This window comes from Ramlibacter alkalitolerans (assembly GCF_016722765.1).
In the GTDB taxonomy this organism is placed as follows: domain Bacteria; phylum Pseudomonadota; class Gammaproteobacteria; order Burkholderiales; family Burkholderiaceae_C; genus Ramlibacter; species Ramlibacter alkalitolerans.
In genome coordinates, this window is sequence record NZ_JAEQND010000007.1 from 295,077 (window position 1) to 307,512 (window position 12,436).

At 68.3% G+C, this 12,436-nt stretch carries 16 protein-coding genes; 7 read left to right on the forward strand and 9 right to left on the reverse strand.

What is annotated here, in order from left to right; all coding sequences use genetic code 11:
* Complete coding sequence (nadA, locus tag JI746_RS14410; RefSeq protein WP_201690370.1) at nucleotides 1-1,119, reverse strand: quinolinate synthase NadA; 1,119 nt, start codon at nucleotides 1,117-1,119, stop codon at nucleotides 1-3.
* Nucleotides 1,116-1,982 (reverse strand): carboxylating nicotinate-nucleotide diphosphorylase, encoded by an 867-nt coding sequence (gene nadC, locus JI746_RS14415; protein WP_201690372.1) that lies wholly within the window; start codon nucleotides 1,980-1,982, stop codon nucleotides 1,116-1,118. The genes nadA and nadC overlap by 4 nt, the downstream gene beginning before the upstream one ends.
* Nucleotides 1,983-2,051: 69 nt before the next feature.
* On the opposite strand from nadC, the gene JI746_RS14420 reads away from it, so the two are divergent.
* Together JI746_RS14420 and JI746_RS14425 are read left to right on the forward strand one after the other, a co-directional pair.
* Nucleotides 2,052-2,450, forward strand: coding sequence for a PaaI family thioesterase (locus JI746_RS14420; RefSeq protein ID WP_201690373.1), 399 nt, complete (start codon nucleotides 2,052-2,054; stop codon nucleotides 2,448-2,450).
* Nucleotides 2,451-2,522: 72 nt separating this feature from the next.
* Nucleotides 2,523-2,855, forward strand: coding sequence for a thioredoxin family protein (locus JI746_RS14425; RefSeq protein ID WP_201690375.1), 333 nt, complete (start codon nucleotides 2,523-2,525; stop codon nucleotides 2,853-2,855).
* 191 nt (nucleotides 2,856-3,046) lie between these two features.
* Here JI746_RS14425 and JI746_RS14430 read toward each other — a convergent pair whose 3' ends face one another.
* The 5 genes from JI746_RS14430 to JI746_RS14450 form a co-directional block, all read right to left on the reverse strand.
* Nucleotides 3,047-3,706: a hypothetical protein gene (locus JI746_RS14430; protein ID WP_201690376.1), complete on the reverse strand. Its 660-nt coding sequence runs from the start codon at nucleotides 3,704-3,706 to the stop codon at nucleotides 3,047-3,049.
* Between the two features lie 101 nt (nucleotides 3,707-3,807).
* Complete coding sequence (locus JI746_RS14435; protein ID WP_201690377.1) at nucleotides 3,808-4,812, reverse strand: NAD(P)H-dependent glycerol-3-phosphate dehydrogenase; 1,005 nt, start codon at nucleotides 4,810-4,812, stop codon at nucleotides 3,808-3,810.
* A gap of 21 nt (nucleotides 4,813-4,833) precedes the next feature.
* Nucleotides 4,834-5,301, reverse strand: coding sequence for a protein-export chaperone SecB (gene secB, locus JI746_RS14440; protein WP_201690378.1), 468 nt, complete (start codon nucleotides 5,299-5,301; stop codon nucleotides 4,834-4,836).
* Nucleotides 5,302-5,409: 108 nt separating this feature from the next.
* The gene (gene grxC, locus JI746_RS14445) at nucleotides 5,410-5,670 is read right to left on the reverse strand and encodes a glutaredoxin 3 (RefSeq protein ID WP_201690379.1); all 261 of its coding nucleotides are present in this window, start codon (nucleotides 5,668-5,670) and stop codon (nucleotides 5,410-5,412) included.
* Nucleotides 5,671-5,691: 21 nt separating this feature from the next.
* Nucleotides 5,692-6,108, reverse strand: a complete 417-nt coding sequence (locus JI746_RS14450; protein WP_201690380.1) for a rhodanese-like domain-containing protein — start codon at nucleotides 6,106-6,108, stop codon at nucleotides 5,692-5,694.
* Nucleotides 6,109-6,203: 95 nt separating this feature from the next.
* Here JI746_RS14450 and gpmA point away from each other — a divergent pair, with 95 nt between their 5' ends.
* The 3 genes from gpmA to JI746_RS14465 all read left to right on the forward strand — a co-directional run bounded on the left by gpmA (nucleotide 6,204) and on the right by JI746_RS14465 (nucleotide 9,473).
* Nucleotides 6,204-6,950, forward strand: a complete 747-nt coding sequence (gpmA, locus tag JI746_RS14455; protein WP_201690467.1) for a 2,3-diphosphoglycerate-dependent phosphoglycerate mutase — start codon at nucleotides 6,204-6,206, stop codon at nucleotides 6,948-6,950.
* Nucleotides 6,951-7,123: 173 nt separating this feature from the next.
* Nucleotides 7,124-8,572, forward strand: coding sequence for a S41 family peptidase (locus tag JI746_RS14460; protein WP_201690381.1), 1,449 nt, complete (start codon nucleotides 7,124-7,126; stop codon nucleotides 8,570-8,572).
* A 142-nt stretch (nucleotides 8,573-8,714) separates the two neighbouring features.
* Nucleotides 8,715-9,473: a HesA/MoeB/ThiF family protein gene (locus JI746_RS14465; RefSeq protein WP_201690383.1), complete on the forward strand. Its 759-nt coding sequence runs from the start codon at nucleotides 8,715-8,717 to the stop codon at nucleotides 9,471-9,473.
* A 3-nt stretch (nucleotides 9,474-9,476) separates the two neighbouring features.
* Here the strand turns inward: JI746_RS14465 and JI746_RS14470 are convergent, their stop codons facing one another.
* Nucleotides 9,477-9,635, reverse strand: coding sequence for a hypothetical protein (locus tag JI746_RS14470; protein ID WP_201690385.1), 159 nt, complete (start codon nucleotides 9,633-9,635; stop codon nucleotides 9,477-9,479).
* 222 nt (nucleotides 9,636-9,857) lie between these two features.
* Here JI746_RS14470 and JI746_RS14475 point away from each other — a divergent pair, with 222 nt between their 5' ends.
* On the forward strand, nucleotides 9,858-10,241 hold the full coding sequence (locus JI746_RS14475; protein WP_201690387.1) for a response regulator: 384 nt from the start codon (nucleotides 9,858-9,860) through the stop codon (nucleotides 10,239-10,241).
* A gap of 19 nt (nucleotides 10,242-10,260) precedes the next feature.
* Here JI746_RS14475 and JI746_RS14480 read toward each other — a convergent pair whose 3' ends face one another.
* Nucleotides 10,261-10,893 (reverse strand): response regulator, encoded by a 633-nt coding sequence (locus tag JI746_RS14480; RefSeq protein ID WP_193678111.1) that lies wholly within the window; start codon nucleotides 10,891-10,893, stop codon nucleotides 10,261-10,263.
* A 171-nt stretch (nucleotides 10,894-11,064) separates the two neighbouring features.
* On the opposite strand from JI746_RS14480, the gene JI746_RS14485 reads away from it, so the two are divergent.
* The gene (locus JI746_RS14485) at nucleotides 11,065-12,390 is read left to right on the forward strand and encodes a CHASE3 domain-containing protein (protein WP_201690468.1); all 1,326 of its coding nucleotides are present in this window, start codon (nucleotides 11,065-11,067) and stop codon (nucleotides 12,388-12,390) included.
* Nucleotides 12,391-12,436 lie beyond the last annotated feature (46 nt).

Sequence of the window (12,436 nt, forward strand, 5' to 3'; positions counted from 1 at the left end):
TCAAGCCGCGCCGATGTTCGGCACCAGTGCGCCCGCCGGCTGGCCCGCCTTGAGCGCCGCCGTGAAGGCCAGCATCCGGTCGATCGGTACGCGTGCGCGGTCGATGATCGCCGGATCGACGAACACCTCGTTGGCGCCGGTCTCCAGCACGTGGGCCAGGCCGGCCAGCCCGTTCATGGCCATCCACGGGCAATGCGCGCAGCTCTTGCACGTGGCGCTGTTGCCCGCGGTCGGCGCCTCGATGAACACCTTGCCGGGGTTGAGCGTGCGCAGCTTGTGCATCATGCCGTTGTCGGTGGCCACGATGAACTCGCGCGCATCCATCTCGCGCGCCGCCTTCAGGATCGCGGAGGTGGACCCGACCGCATCGGCCAGGGCCACCACGTCGGCCGGCGACTCGGGGTGCACCAGCACCCTGGCATTGGGGTACTGCTTCTTCAGGTCCTCCAGCTCGAAGGCCTTGAACTCGTCGTGCACGATGCACGAGCCGTTCCAGAACACCATGTCGGCGCCGGTCTCGCGCTGGATGTAGCTGCCCAGGTGCTTGTCGGGCGCCCACAGGATCTTGTGGCCCTTCGCCTTGAGCGCGCCGACGATGTCGAGCGCGCAGCTCGAAGTCACGAGCCAGTCCGAGCGCGCCTTCACCGCCGCACTGGTGTTGGCGTAGACGACGACCGTGCGGTCCGGGTGGGCGTTGCAGAAGGCGTCGAACTCCTCTTCCGGGCAGCCGAGGTCGAGCGAGCAGGTCGCATCCAGGTCGGGCATCAGCACGCGCTTTTCCGGCGACAGGATCTTGGACGTCTCGCCCATGAACTTCACGCCGGAGACCACCAGCGTCTGCGCCGGGTGCTCGCGGCCGAAGCGCGCCATCTCCAGCGAGTCGCTGACGATGCCGCCGGTTTCTTCCGCCAGGTCCTGCAGGTCGGGGTGCACGTAGTAGTGCGACACCATCACCGCATTGCGTTCCTCGAGCAGGCGCTTGATCTTTTCCTTCAGCGCCGCGCGCTCCGCCGGCGCGGGCTCCACGGGAACCCGGGCCCAGGCGTGCTTGGTGTCGCAGGTGTTGCCGGGCAGCGGATGTTCGTACTCGACGTCCTTGATGGGAATCACGGCGCTCATGAGGTTTCTTTCAGGCGCATGGAGAAGTCCGTCGCCTTCACGTCCTTGGTCAAGGTGCCGATGGAGATGCGGTCGACGCCCGTCTCCGCAAGGTCGCGCACGGTCTCGAGCGTCACGCCGCCGGAAATCTCCAGGATCGCGCGGCCGGCATTGATGCGCACCGCCTCGCGCAGGGTGGGCAGGTCCATGTTGTCCAGCAGGACCATGCCGGCCCCGGCGTCCAGCGCCTCCTGCAACTGGGCCAGCGTCTCGACCTCGATCTCGATGAAGCTCGCGTGCGCGGCGACGCGCTGCGCCGCCTGCAGCACCGGCACGACGCCACCGGCTGCCGCGATGTGGTTCTCCTTGATCAGCACGGCGTCGTACAGGCCGATGCGGTGGTTCAGGCCACCGCCGGTCCGGACCGCGTACTTCTGCGCCAGCCGCAGGCCGGGCAGCGTCTTGCGGGTGTCGACGATGCGCGCGCGCGTGCCGCGCACCGCCTCCACGTAGCTCGCGGTCCTGGTCGCCACGGCACTGAGCAACTGGAGGAAATTGAGCGCCGTGCGTTCCGCCGTGAGCAGCCCGCGGGCGGAGCCCTCCAGTTCGAGCACGACCTGGTCGGCGCTGCAGCGCTCGCCCTCGCCCACCAGCCAGCGCAGCTGCACGCCGGGATCCACCTGCCGCAGCACGGCCTCGGCCCACGGTGCGCCGCAGATCACCGCGCTCTCGCGCGCCAGCACGCGCCCGCGCGCCTGCCGGCCTTCGGGGACGAGCCCCGCCGTCAGGTCGCCCGCGCCCACGTCTTCCGCCAGCGCGCGGGCGGCGTCGCTGCGGGCCAGTTCCGCCAGTGCGGACAGGGAGAAATCGAACACGCCACTCATGTGCCGAGCATAACCGCCGCGGCATGCCCCCGCTGGCGCGCGGCCTGCCGCGCCGCTACAGTCGCGCGCATGAACCTCGCCGAGATCCAGCAGCTGCTCGCACCGCTCTTCCCCGGCCTGATGGGCGTGCAGCTCACCGAGCTGACGCCCGAGCGCGTGGTGGCCACGATGCGCGTGCGGCCCGAGCTGTGCACGGCCGGCGGCATCCTGCACGGGGGCGCCCACATGGCGTTCGCCGACACCCTGGGCGCCGTCGGCACCGTGCTGAACCTGCCGCACGGCAAGCGCACGACGACCACCGACTCCAGCACCAAGTTCATCGGCGGTGCGGCCGTCGACACGACGGTCACCGGCGAGAGCGTCGCGCTGCACCGCGGCCGCACCACGATGGTCTGGCAGACCACCATCCGCAACGAGCAGGGCAAGCTCTGCTCGGTGGTGACGCAGACGCAGCTGGTGCTGGATTAGGCGCGGTTGCTCCCACAGGCGCTGGCGCGCGCCGCTGACGGCCGGTGCGGCGTGCGCCCTGACAATGGGGCGATGGACTCGACCTATTCCCCCACGCAACCCGCCCGCGCGGAGGTGGATGCGTACGCCGGCGCCACCGTGCTGGACTTCGGCACCAACTGGTGCGGCTGGTGCCGCAACGCCCAGCCGCTGATCGCGCAGGCGCTGGGCTCGCAGCCGCAGGTGCGTCATCTCCAGGTGGAAGACGGCCCCGGGCGGCCGCTCGGGCGCAGCTTCCGCGTCAAGCTCTGGCCGACGCTGGTCTTCCTGAAGGACGGCCAGGAGGTCGCCCGCGTCGTGCGGCCGTCGAACGTCGACGAACTGCGCGACGCGCTGGCGAAGGTCAGCGACGATGTGAAGGCGTAAGGACGGCGCAGGAAGCACCATGGCGCCTGCGTAGGCTGGCGGTGGAGCGGAGCGAAACCCCAGCGATGCTCGCAGAGCTGGGGTTCCGGCGCTTCGCGCGTCACCACCAGCCTACGGGTCAGGCCCCGCCGTTACCCCAGCGGGCCTGCCGTTAGCGCCAGCGAGCCCGCCGGCGTTTCCAGCCCGAACGCCTAGTTCGCCGCGAAGCAATACAGCCGGCCATCACCGCCCGTCGCCTTGAGCGACTCCAGGCTGCAGCCGCGGCTCGGATGCGAGGAGTTCCAGGATTTCGCCGGCGGCTCCTCGTTCAGGCCTGTGCGGTCGTGGTGCCCAACGATAGCCGAGCCCTCGCCGCTCTTCGTCCAGTTGCCGCAGGTGCTGTCGCCGGCCGCCGCCATGGCGCGCCCATCCGGCGAGGAACCGGTCAGCACGTCGTGCATGTTCACGGCGTCGCCGCGGCCCATCACCATGTCGCCGCGTTCCGTCAGCGCCGTCTGCTTGGTGATGCGATTGGTGGCATGCAGTTCGTCGACGCTGCCGGCGATCACCTCGCCCTTGGCGTTCATCCACGGGCCGCGGCCGATGCGGTCGCGCGCGTTCACGCCGCCGGCGCCGGTGGTGCTCAGGTAGGCGCGCCAGGTCTTGCCGCCGGCACCGGCGGCCGAAGCGAGGGTCTGGCAATAGCGGTCGGCGCCGGCCAGGCCGCCGAAGTCCGCGCCTTTGCCGGGATTGGCGCTGGTGACGAAGAAGCTCATCTTGTTGCCACTGGAGCTGAAAGGTCCCATGCCGGAGCATGCCGCGACGATGGCGGCGGAACCGGCGAGGACCAGGACGAGGGCAGTACGGCGCATGAGGGGCACTCCATTGTGGTTAGGACCCGCAGTCTCGTGCAGCGGCCTGCCCCGCGGACTGCGGGAAGCTCCCTAGGTAACGGATGGAATAAATGGGGGCGTTAGCCGCGCTCGGCCGCAGGATCGCGCCCCATCAGCGCGGCAACCGCCTGCGCCGGCGACACGCGCCCGTCCAGCAGGTCCACCACACCGGCCGCAATGGGCATTTCGACGCCGAGGCGGCTCGCCCGCTCCACCACCGTGCGCGCGCTGTACACGCCTTCGGCCACGTGGCCGAGCGAGGCGACGGCCTGCTGCAGCGTGCGCCCCTCCGCCAGCAGCAGGCCCACGCGCCGGTTCCGGCTCAGGTCGCCGGTGGCGGTGAGCACCAGGTCACCGAGGCCCGAGAGGCCCATGAAAGTGTCGACGCGTGCGCCGAGCGCCACCCCCAGGCGGGTCATCTCCGCCAGGCCGCGCGTGACGAGGGCGGCGCGCGCATTGAGGCCGAGGGCCAGGCCGTCGCACAGGCCGGTGGCGATGGCCAGCACGTTCTTCACCGCGCCACCGACTTCGACGCCGGCGAGGTCGTCGTTGACGTACACCCGCAGGGTCGGACCGTGGAAGGCGGCCACCAGCGCTTCCCGCACGGCCGCCGCATCGCTCGCAGCCACCAGCGCGGTCGGCTGGCCACGGGCGACTTCCTGGGCGAAGCTGGGGCCGCTGAGGGCGCCGGCGGCCAGCTGCGGCGCCACTTCCGCCCGCACCTCGTGTCCGAGCAGGCCGTAGGGCTGTGCGACCGGCGCCTCGAAGCCCTTGCAAAGCCAGGCCACGGGCCGCGTGCAGCCGGCCACGGAAACCAGCATCTGGCGCAATCCCGCCATCGGCGTGGCGATGATCACCACGTCGTGGCGCTGGGCCAGCATGCCGGGCTCACCGTCGGCACGCGATGCCACGCGCACGCCGGCAGGCAGCCGGTGGCCGGGAAGATAGGCGGTGTTCTCGCCCCGGCCGGCGATCGCGGCGGCCTGCGCCGCGTCGCGCGCCCAGAGCGTGACCCGATGGCGCTGGCCGGCGCTGATGGCCAGCGCCGTGCCCCAGGCACCGGCCCCGAGCACGAGGATGTCCATGAGCCGGGCGCCGGACCCGCGTCAGGCGGAGGTGATGATCGGCGAAGCCTCGCCGCCCTGCGCCTGCTGGGCCTGCTGCTGCTCGTACATGGCCTGGAAGTTGATTTCAGCCAGGTGCACGGGCGGGAAGCCGGCGCGGGTCACGATGTCGGCGACGTTGCCGCGCAGGTAGGGGTAGACGATCTGCGGGCAGGCGCTGCCCATGATCGCCTGCATCTGTTCCGGCGGCACGTTGCGGATCTCGAAGATGCCGGCCTGCTTGACCTCCACCAGGAACACGGTGCGGTCCTTGATCTTGGTCGTGACGGTGGCGGACACGGCCACCTCGTAGACGCCGTCGGCGGCCTGCTGCGCCTCGACACCGAGCTGGATGTCGACGCTGGGCTGCTCCTGGTCCAGCAGGATGGCCGGGCTGTTGGGCTGCTCCAGCGAAGCCTCCTTCATGTAGACGCGCTGGATCTGGAACACGGGATCGTTGTTGTCGGCCATCTCTGGTTGCCTCGGTTGCGAATGAAAAAGCCCGCCGGGACGCTCCCGGCGGGCGCAGTTTGCGTCAGCCCGCCATTATCTCAGGCCGGCGGAAGGCCCAGAAACGCCTCAGCTGGCCTTGAGCAGCGGCGCCAGGCCGCCACGGCTGTCGAGCGCCATCAGGTCGTCGCAGCCGCCCACGTGCGTTTCGCCGATGAAGATCTGCGGCACCGTGCGGCGGCCGGTGATCTCCATCATCTTCATCCGCTCCTCGGGCTGCATGTCGACGCGGATCTCCTCGATCTGCTCGACTCCCTTGGATTTGAGGATCTGCTTGGCACGGATGCAATAAGGGCATACGGCCGTGGTGTACATCTTGACTGGCTGCATTCGACGTTAGATGGGGGTGGTTCAGGCTTTTTCCAGCGGGAGGTTAGCGTCCCTCCACGCCTTGAGCCCGCCCCCCAGCACAACAGCCTTGTCGTAGCCCAGGCCTTTGACCACGCCCAGGGCACGCTTGGCCCGCGCTCCGCTAGGACACACCAGGATCAGCGGTACGGTCTTGTTCTTCGCCACCTCCGGCAGGCGCGTCGGCAGCTCGTTGACCGGCACGTTGCGCGCACCGCGGATATGGCCGGTGGCGAATTCCTCCGCCTCGCTCACGTCCACCACGATGGCCTTCTCGCGGTTGATCAGCTGCACGGCGCCATCGGGCGTGAGGCCGCCGCCGGCGCCTGCAGCAATGCCGGGCCAGAGCAGCAGGCCGCCGGAGACCAGCGCGATGAGGACCAGGGCCCAGTTGTGGGTGAGAAACGGCAGCACGTCCATACAGCTCTTTCCTTTGTTCTGCGCCGGTCAGGTCCCGGCCAACCCGCGATTCTAGAATGCCGGGTTTGTCCCAACCTTCCTCCCCCTTTGCCGCCATGCACAAGCTCGTCCTGATCCGCCACGGCGAATCCACCTGGAACCTGGAAAACCGCTTCACCGGCTGGACCGACGTCGACCTGACGCCTCTGGGCCTGGAGCAGGCGGTGCAGGCCGGCCGGCTCCTGAAGCAGGAGGGCTATGACTTCGACCTTTGCTACACCAGCGTCCTCAAGCGCGCCACCCGCACGCTGTGGCACGTGCTGGACGAAATGGACCGCACCTGGCTGCCCGTGGCCCATTCGTGGCGCCTCAACGAGCGCCACTACGGCGCCCTGCAGGGCCTGAACAAGGCGGAGACGGCCAAGAAGTTCGGCGACGAGCAGGTGCTGGTCTGGCGCCGCAGCTACGACACGCCGCCGCCGGCGCTGGACGAGGCCGATCCGCGCTGGGAGCGTTCCGACCGGCGGTACGTCAAGGTGCAGGACGCCGAATTCCCGCGCACCGAATGCCTGAAGGACACCGTGGCGCGGGTGCTGCCGTTCTGGAACGAGTCGATCGCGCCGGCGCTCAAGGCCGGCAAGCGGGTGCTGGTGGCGGCCCACGGCAACTCGATGCGCGCCCTGGTCAAGTACCTGGACGACATTCCGGACGCCGACATCGTCGGCCTGAACATCCCCAACGGAATTCCCCTGGTTTACGAGTTGGACACGCAGCTCAAGCCTGTCCGCCACTACTATCTCGGAGACGCCGAGGCGGCCGCCCGGGCTGCCGCGGCAGTGGCGGCCCAGGGCCGTTCCGCCTGAGCCCTGCGTAACATCTGCTGCCGGGGTCGCGAAAGGCCCTGTAGGATGGTTCCTGCGTGATTCCGCGCTTATTTCACACGGCGCCGGAGACCACCGGGAACCCTTCATACGGGGCGTGCATCAGAGTAGTTTCTCAGGTGTATATTGAAAGTCAGAGGACTAAAGACCGACCCATGAGCCACAAACTCAAGATTGCCGGCTGGATCTCCGTAGGCGCCCTTGCCGGAGCGCTCACCACGGTCTCGCTGCAGACCGTTGCCCGTGGCTCACTCGCGCCGCTGCCCCTCGAGGAACTGCAGCAGCTGGCCGCCGTGTTCAGCATGATCAAGACGGACTACGTCGAGCCCGTCGACGAGAAGAAGCTGATCACCGATGCCATCTCCGGCATGGTGTCCAGCCTCGATCCGCACTCGCAGTACTTCGACAAGAAGTCCTTCAAGGAATTCCGGGAAGGCACCTCCGGCCGCTTCGTCGGCGTCGGCATCGAGATCTCGCAGGAAGACGGCCTGGTCAAGGTGGTCTCCCCGATCGAAGGCTCGCCGGCGTTCCGGGCCGGCCTGAAGACGGGCGACCTGATCACCAAGATCGACGACACCGCCGTCAAGGGCCTGTCGCTGGCGGACGCCGTCAAGCGCATGCGCGGCGAGCCGAACACCAAGGTGAACCTCACCATCTACCGCAAGGACGAGAACCGCACCTTCCCGGTCACGATCACCCGCGAGGAGATCAAGACGCAATCGGTCAAGGGCAAGGTCATCGAGCCGGGCTTCGGCTGGATCCGCCTGTCGCAGTTCCAGGAACGCACCGTCGACGACTTCGTCCGCAAGGTCGAGGAGCTGTACAAGCAGGAACCCAACCTGCGCGGCATCGTGCTCGACCTGCGCAACGATCCGGGCGGCCTGCTCGATTCCGCGGTGGCGATCTCGGCGGCCTTCCTGCCCGAGAACGTGAGCGTGGTCTCCACCAACGGCCAGCTGCCCGAAAGCAAGTTCGTCTACAAGGCCGCGCCGGAGTTCTACCAGCGCCGTGCCGGGGCGGACCCGCTGCGCCGCATTCCGCCGCAACTGAAGTCGGTTCCGCTGGTGGTGCTGGTCAACGAAGGCTCCGCCTCCGCGTCCGAGATCGTGGCCGGCGCCCTGCAGGACCACCATCGCGGCATCATCCTGGGCAGCCAGACCTTCGGCAAGGGCTCCGTGCAGACCGTGCGTCCGCTCGGCCCCGACACCGGCCTGAAGCTGACCACGGCGCGCTACTACACGCCGAGCGGCCGTTCGATCCAGGCCAAGGGCATCGTCCCCGACGTCATGGTCGACGAAACGCCGGAAGGCAACGTGTTCTCGGCGCTGCGCACCCGTGAAGCCGACCTGGAGCACCACCTGAGCAGCGGCCAGCAGGCCGCCAACGAGGCCAAGGATCCGGCCCGCGAGAAGGCCCGCGAGGAAGCCCGCAAGCGTGCCGAGGAAGAGGCCAAGAAGGCCCCGACCGAGCGCAAGACGCCGCCGGAATTCGGCAGCGAGAAGGACTTCCAGCTGGTGCAGGCGCTGAACCAGCTCAAGGGCCAGCCGGTGGTGGTCTCCAAGACCCAGGTCGTGGAGAACAAGGAAGAGAAGAAGGAAAACTGACATCGCGTCGCTACGCGAGCGATGTCATCCCCGCGCAGGCGGGGATCCAGTTCCCCTCTCACTCTCATGTCATCCCCGCGCAGGCGGGGATCCAGAAAGCGGCCCACCGGGCCGCTTTTTCCTTTCCCCCCACAATCCCTCCATGACCGACGACCAGCTGCTTCGCTACTCGCGCCACATCCTCCTCGACGAAGTCGGCGTCGAAGGGCAGGAACGCTTCCTGCAGTCGCACGCGCTGGTGGTCGGCGCCGGCGGCCTCGGGTCGCCGGTGGCGCTCTATCTCGGGACGGCGGGCGTCGGCACCATCACGATCGTCGACCACGACGTGGTGGACGTCACCAACCTGCAGCGCCAGATCGCCCACAACCTCGAACGCGTCGGCCGGCCGAAGGCGGAATCGGTGCGGGAGGCCGTCGCTGCGATCAACCCGGACGTGCTGGTGCGCCCCCTCGTGCTCAAGGCCGACGCACAGCTGCTCGACGAACTCGTGCCGAGGGCGGACGTCGTGATCGACTGCTGCGACAACTTCGTGACGCGCCAGGCCATCAACCGGGCCTGCGTGGCGCACGGCAGGCCGCTGGTCTCCGGCGCCGCGATCCGCATGGACGGCCAGGTCAGCGTGTTCGACCCACGGCGGGCGGACAGCCCCTGCTATGCCTGCGTGTTCCCGCCGGACCAGGACCTGGAGGAGGCGCTCTGCGCCACGATGGGTGTGTTCGCCCCGCTGGTGGGCATCGTCGGCGCGATGCAGGCCTCGGAGGCCTTGCGCCTGCTGGCAGGGGTGGGAACGTCGCTGGCGGGCCGCCTGCAGATGCTGGACGGCCGCAGCATGGAATGGACCGAGATGCGGGTGCGGCGCGACCCCGGGTGCGCCGTGTGCGGCACGCACCGCGCGGCCTGAGCCTCAGTCGTCGAGACCGAGCAGTGCGACCACCTCCGCGGCGGAGGAGCCGGTCTGCGAAGCCATCTGCACTTCGGCATTGCCAGGCTCGCCCAGGGCGACCAGCGCCGCGGCCAGCAGCGTGCCGAAGAAGATCATGGCGGATTGGACGAACAACTTCATTTGGCTTCACCCCGGACGTCGAAATGCCCCTGTGGAGACGAGTGTTCCAGCAGGTAAACATCGCGTCAGTCGGCTTGCTGCCGCGTAGTGAGTGGTCCCACGCCTACAGCCACGGCCGGTAGGAAGCCTCCTACGCCCGGGCGCCGGCGCCACTGGCACAATCCGCCCGGTCATGGGGGGGAAGGGCGGCCCTGCATCGGCCGCGGCTGCACAAGGCCCAGAGTGGAACTGCGAACGTACATCGTCGAAGACAACGCAACCATCCGCGAGAACCTCATCGACGCGCTGCAGGAGCTGGCTTCGGTGGTGACGCTCGGCTGGTCCGAGACCGAGAGCGCCGCGAAGGAGTGGATCGCGGACCACCGTGGCCAATGGGACCTGCTGATCGTGGACCTGTTCCTCAAGCAAGGCAGCGGCCTCGGCGTGATCGAAGCCTCCCAGGACCGCAGCCGGGAACAACGTGTGGTGGTGCTGAGCAACTATGCAACGTCCGACATGCGCAAGCGCTGCGCACAACTCGGAGCCGATGCGGTGTTCGACAAGTCGAACGAGATCGACGCGCTGGTCGACTACTGCCTCGCGCTGGGTGCGCGCGGCTCGCCCTGAAGCGCGCAGCGCGCGCGCTTCAGTCGATCAGCTTGTTCTTCAGCGCGTAGTACGTCAGGTCGCTGTTGGAGGAGAGATTCATCTTCTCCATCAGGCGCGTGCGGTACGTGCTGACCGTCTTGACCGAGAGCGACAGCGCCTTGGCGATGTCGCCCGCGGTCTCACCCTTGGCGAGCTTGAGGAACACCTGGAACTCGCGCTCGGACAACTGCTCGTGCGGCGCGCCGCCTTCCTTGCGATTGAGCTGCTGCGCGAGCAGTTCGGCCACGGCCGGCGAGATGTAGCGGCGACCGAGTGCGATGGTGCGGATCGCGTTGACGATCTCCATCGGCTCGCATTCCTTGTTCAGGTAGCCGCTCGCGCCCTGGCGGATCAGGTTCATCGCGTAATGCTCTTCGGGGTAGCCCGAGAGGATCAGGATGCCGACGTCGGGCGCCTTCGCGCGGATCATGCCGAGTGCATCGATGCCGCTCTGGCCCGGCATCGACAGATCCATGACGAGAACGTCCATCTCCGTGGTGCGCACGAGGTCGATCGCCTCGCGTCCACTCGATGCTTCGCCGACGACGCGCAGGTCCACCTGCTCGGAGAAGAACTGTTTGAGGCCCGACCTCACGATGGCGTGGTCGTCCACAATGCCCACTTTGATCATGCTTCACCTTCAACGTCAAGCGTCTTTCATTGTGCCCCACTTCCGGATGGAAATGGCCTACCCTTGAGTCATGACGTGCGCGGATTTTATGCACAACACTGAGTTCTTAGGGTGAATCTGCCGGCATCTTTGCGCTCCACGCGCGGCGCCATCAGCCTCGTGCTCGCCGTGATGGCCGCGCTCGTGCTCATCGGTATCAACGAAACGGGGTACAACGAATCGTCGGATGCGCTCGACCGCATCGAGCAGTACACGCGCACGCGCAACTCCGTCAACAAGCTGCTGCAGGACGTGCTCGACGCCGAAACCGGCTCGCGCGGCTATCTCCTCACCGGCGACCCGCGGTACCTCGAACCGTACAACGCCGCGGTCGCGCAGATCAGTCAGCAGGTCGACCGGCTGCGCAGCGCCTACGCCCCCAACTCCTCCGAAGCGGGCACCCTCAATGGGCTGACGCTCAACGTGCAGCGCAAGCTGGCGGAGATGGACCTGTCGGTGCGCATGCGCAAGCAGGGCAACGAGGAAGCCTGGAAGTCGGTGCTGCTCACCGACGTGGGCAAGGAGCACATGGACGCGATCCGCGCGCAGGCCGGACGCCTGATCGACAGCGCGAGCCAGAGCATGGCGCTGGCGCAGGACCAGGTCGAGCGCAGCCTGCGCTTCGCGCGCGCCGGCATCGCGATCGTCACCGGCGCGGCGCTGCTGGCGTTCTACCTGTACCTGCGGCAGACCACGCGCCTGAAACTCGCGGGCGAGCAGCAGCAGGCCGTGCTGCAGCAGGAGCGCGACATGCTCGAATCGCAGGTGCGTGAACGCACGGCCTCGCTGGCGCAGCTCGCCACCCACCTGCAGCAGGTGCGCGAGGAAGAGCGCGGCCACCTCGCGCGCGAATTGCACGACGAACTCGGCGCGCTGCTCACGGCCGCCAAGCTCGATGTCGCGCGGCTGAAATCGCGGCTCGGCCCGCAGCAGCCGCCGGAAGTCACCGAACGCCTGCAGCACCTCACCGCCTCGCTCAACAGCGGGATCGCGCTGAAGCGCCGGATCATCGAGGACCTGCGGCCCTCCTCGCTCGCCAACCTGGGGCTCACCGCGGCGCTGGAGATCCTGGCCCGCGAATTTTCCGAACGTTCGGGCACCGACGTCGCGGTCAGCCTGGAGCCGGTGCAGCTCGACGAGGGCAGCCAGCTCACCGTGTACCGCGTCGTGCAGGAATCGCTCACCAACGTCGGCAAGTACGCGGAAGCCGCGCAGGTCGAGATCGGCGTGCGCGAGTACACCAACCATGTCGAAGTCGAGATCCGCGACGACGGCAAGGGCTTCGACGTGCGCAACGCCAAGCCCTCGACGCACGGCCTGGCCGGCATGCGCCACCGGGTCGAAGCCGCGGGCGGGCGACTCACCGTGAGCTCGCAGCCCGGCCACGGCACGCGTATCCTCGCCACGCTGCCGAAGGCTGCCGCTCCCGCGACGGCGCCCGTGGCGGAGATTGTCTAGCCTGCGCGGCAGCGGCTGTCAGTTCGCTCCTACATCCGCAACTACC

Bases quoted from the DNA above. Each gene is read 5' to 3' on its own strand.
- grxC (WP_201690379.1), bottom strand. From the start codon at position 5,670: ATGCAGCCAGTCAAGATGTACACCACGGCCGTATGCCCTTATTGCATC.
- JI746_RS14470 (WP_201690385.1), bottom strand. From the start codon at position 9,635: ATGAAGTTGTTCGTCCAATCCGCCATGATCTTCTTCGGCACGCTGCTG.
- gpmA (WP_201690467.1), top strand. From the start codon at position 6,204: ATGCACAAGCTCGTCCTGATCCGCCACGGCGAATCCACCTGGAACCTG.
- secB (WP_201690378.1), bottom strand. From the start codon at position 5,301: ATGGCCGACAACAACGATCCCGTGTTCCAGATCCAGCGCGTCTACATG.
- JI746_RS14435 (WP_201690377.1), bottom strand. From the start codon at position 4,812: ATGGACATCCTCGTGCTCGGGGCCGGTGCCTGGGGCACGGCGCTGGCC.
- JI746_RS14420 (WP_201690373.1), top strand. From the start codon at position 2,052: ATGAACCTCGCCGAGATCCAGCAGCTGCTCGCACCGCTCTTCCCCGGC.
- JI746_RS14425 (WP_201690375.1), top strand. From the start codon at position 2,523: ATGGACTCGACCTATTCCCCCACGCAACCCGCCCGCGCGGAGGTGGAT.
- JI746_RS14480 (WP_193678111.1), bottom strand. From the start codon at position 10,893: ATGATCAAAGTGGGCATTGTGGACGACCACGCCATCGTGAGGTCGGGC.
- JI746_RS14465 (WP_201690383.1), top strand. From the start codon at position 8,715: ATGACCGACGACCAGCTGCTTCGCTACTCGCGCCACATCCTCCTCGAC.
- JI746_RS14485 (WP_201690468.1), top strand. From the start codon at position 11,065: ATGGCCGCGCTCGTGCTCATCGGTATCAACGAAACGGGGTACAACGAA.
- nadA (WP_201690370.1), bottom strand. From the start codon at position 1,119: ATGAGCGCCGTGATTCCCATCAAGGACGTCGAGTACGAACATCCGCTG.
- nadC (WP_201690372.1), bottom strand. From the start codon at position 1,982: ATGAGTGGCGTGTTCGATTTCTCCCTGTCCGCACTGGCGGAACTGGCC.
- JI746_RS14460 (WP_201690381.1), top strand. From the start codon at position 7,124: ATGAGCCACAAACTCAAGATTGCCGGCTGGATCTCCGTAGGCGCCCTT.
- JI746_RS14450 (WP_201690380.1), bottom strand. From the start codon at position 6,108: ATGGACGTGCTGCCGTTTCTCACCCACAACTGGGCCCTGGTCCTCATC.
- JI746_RS14430 (WP_201690376.1), bottom strand. From the start codon at position 3,706: ATGCGCCGTACTGCCCTCGTCCTGGTCCTCGCCGGTTCCGCCGCCATC.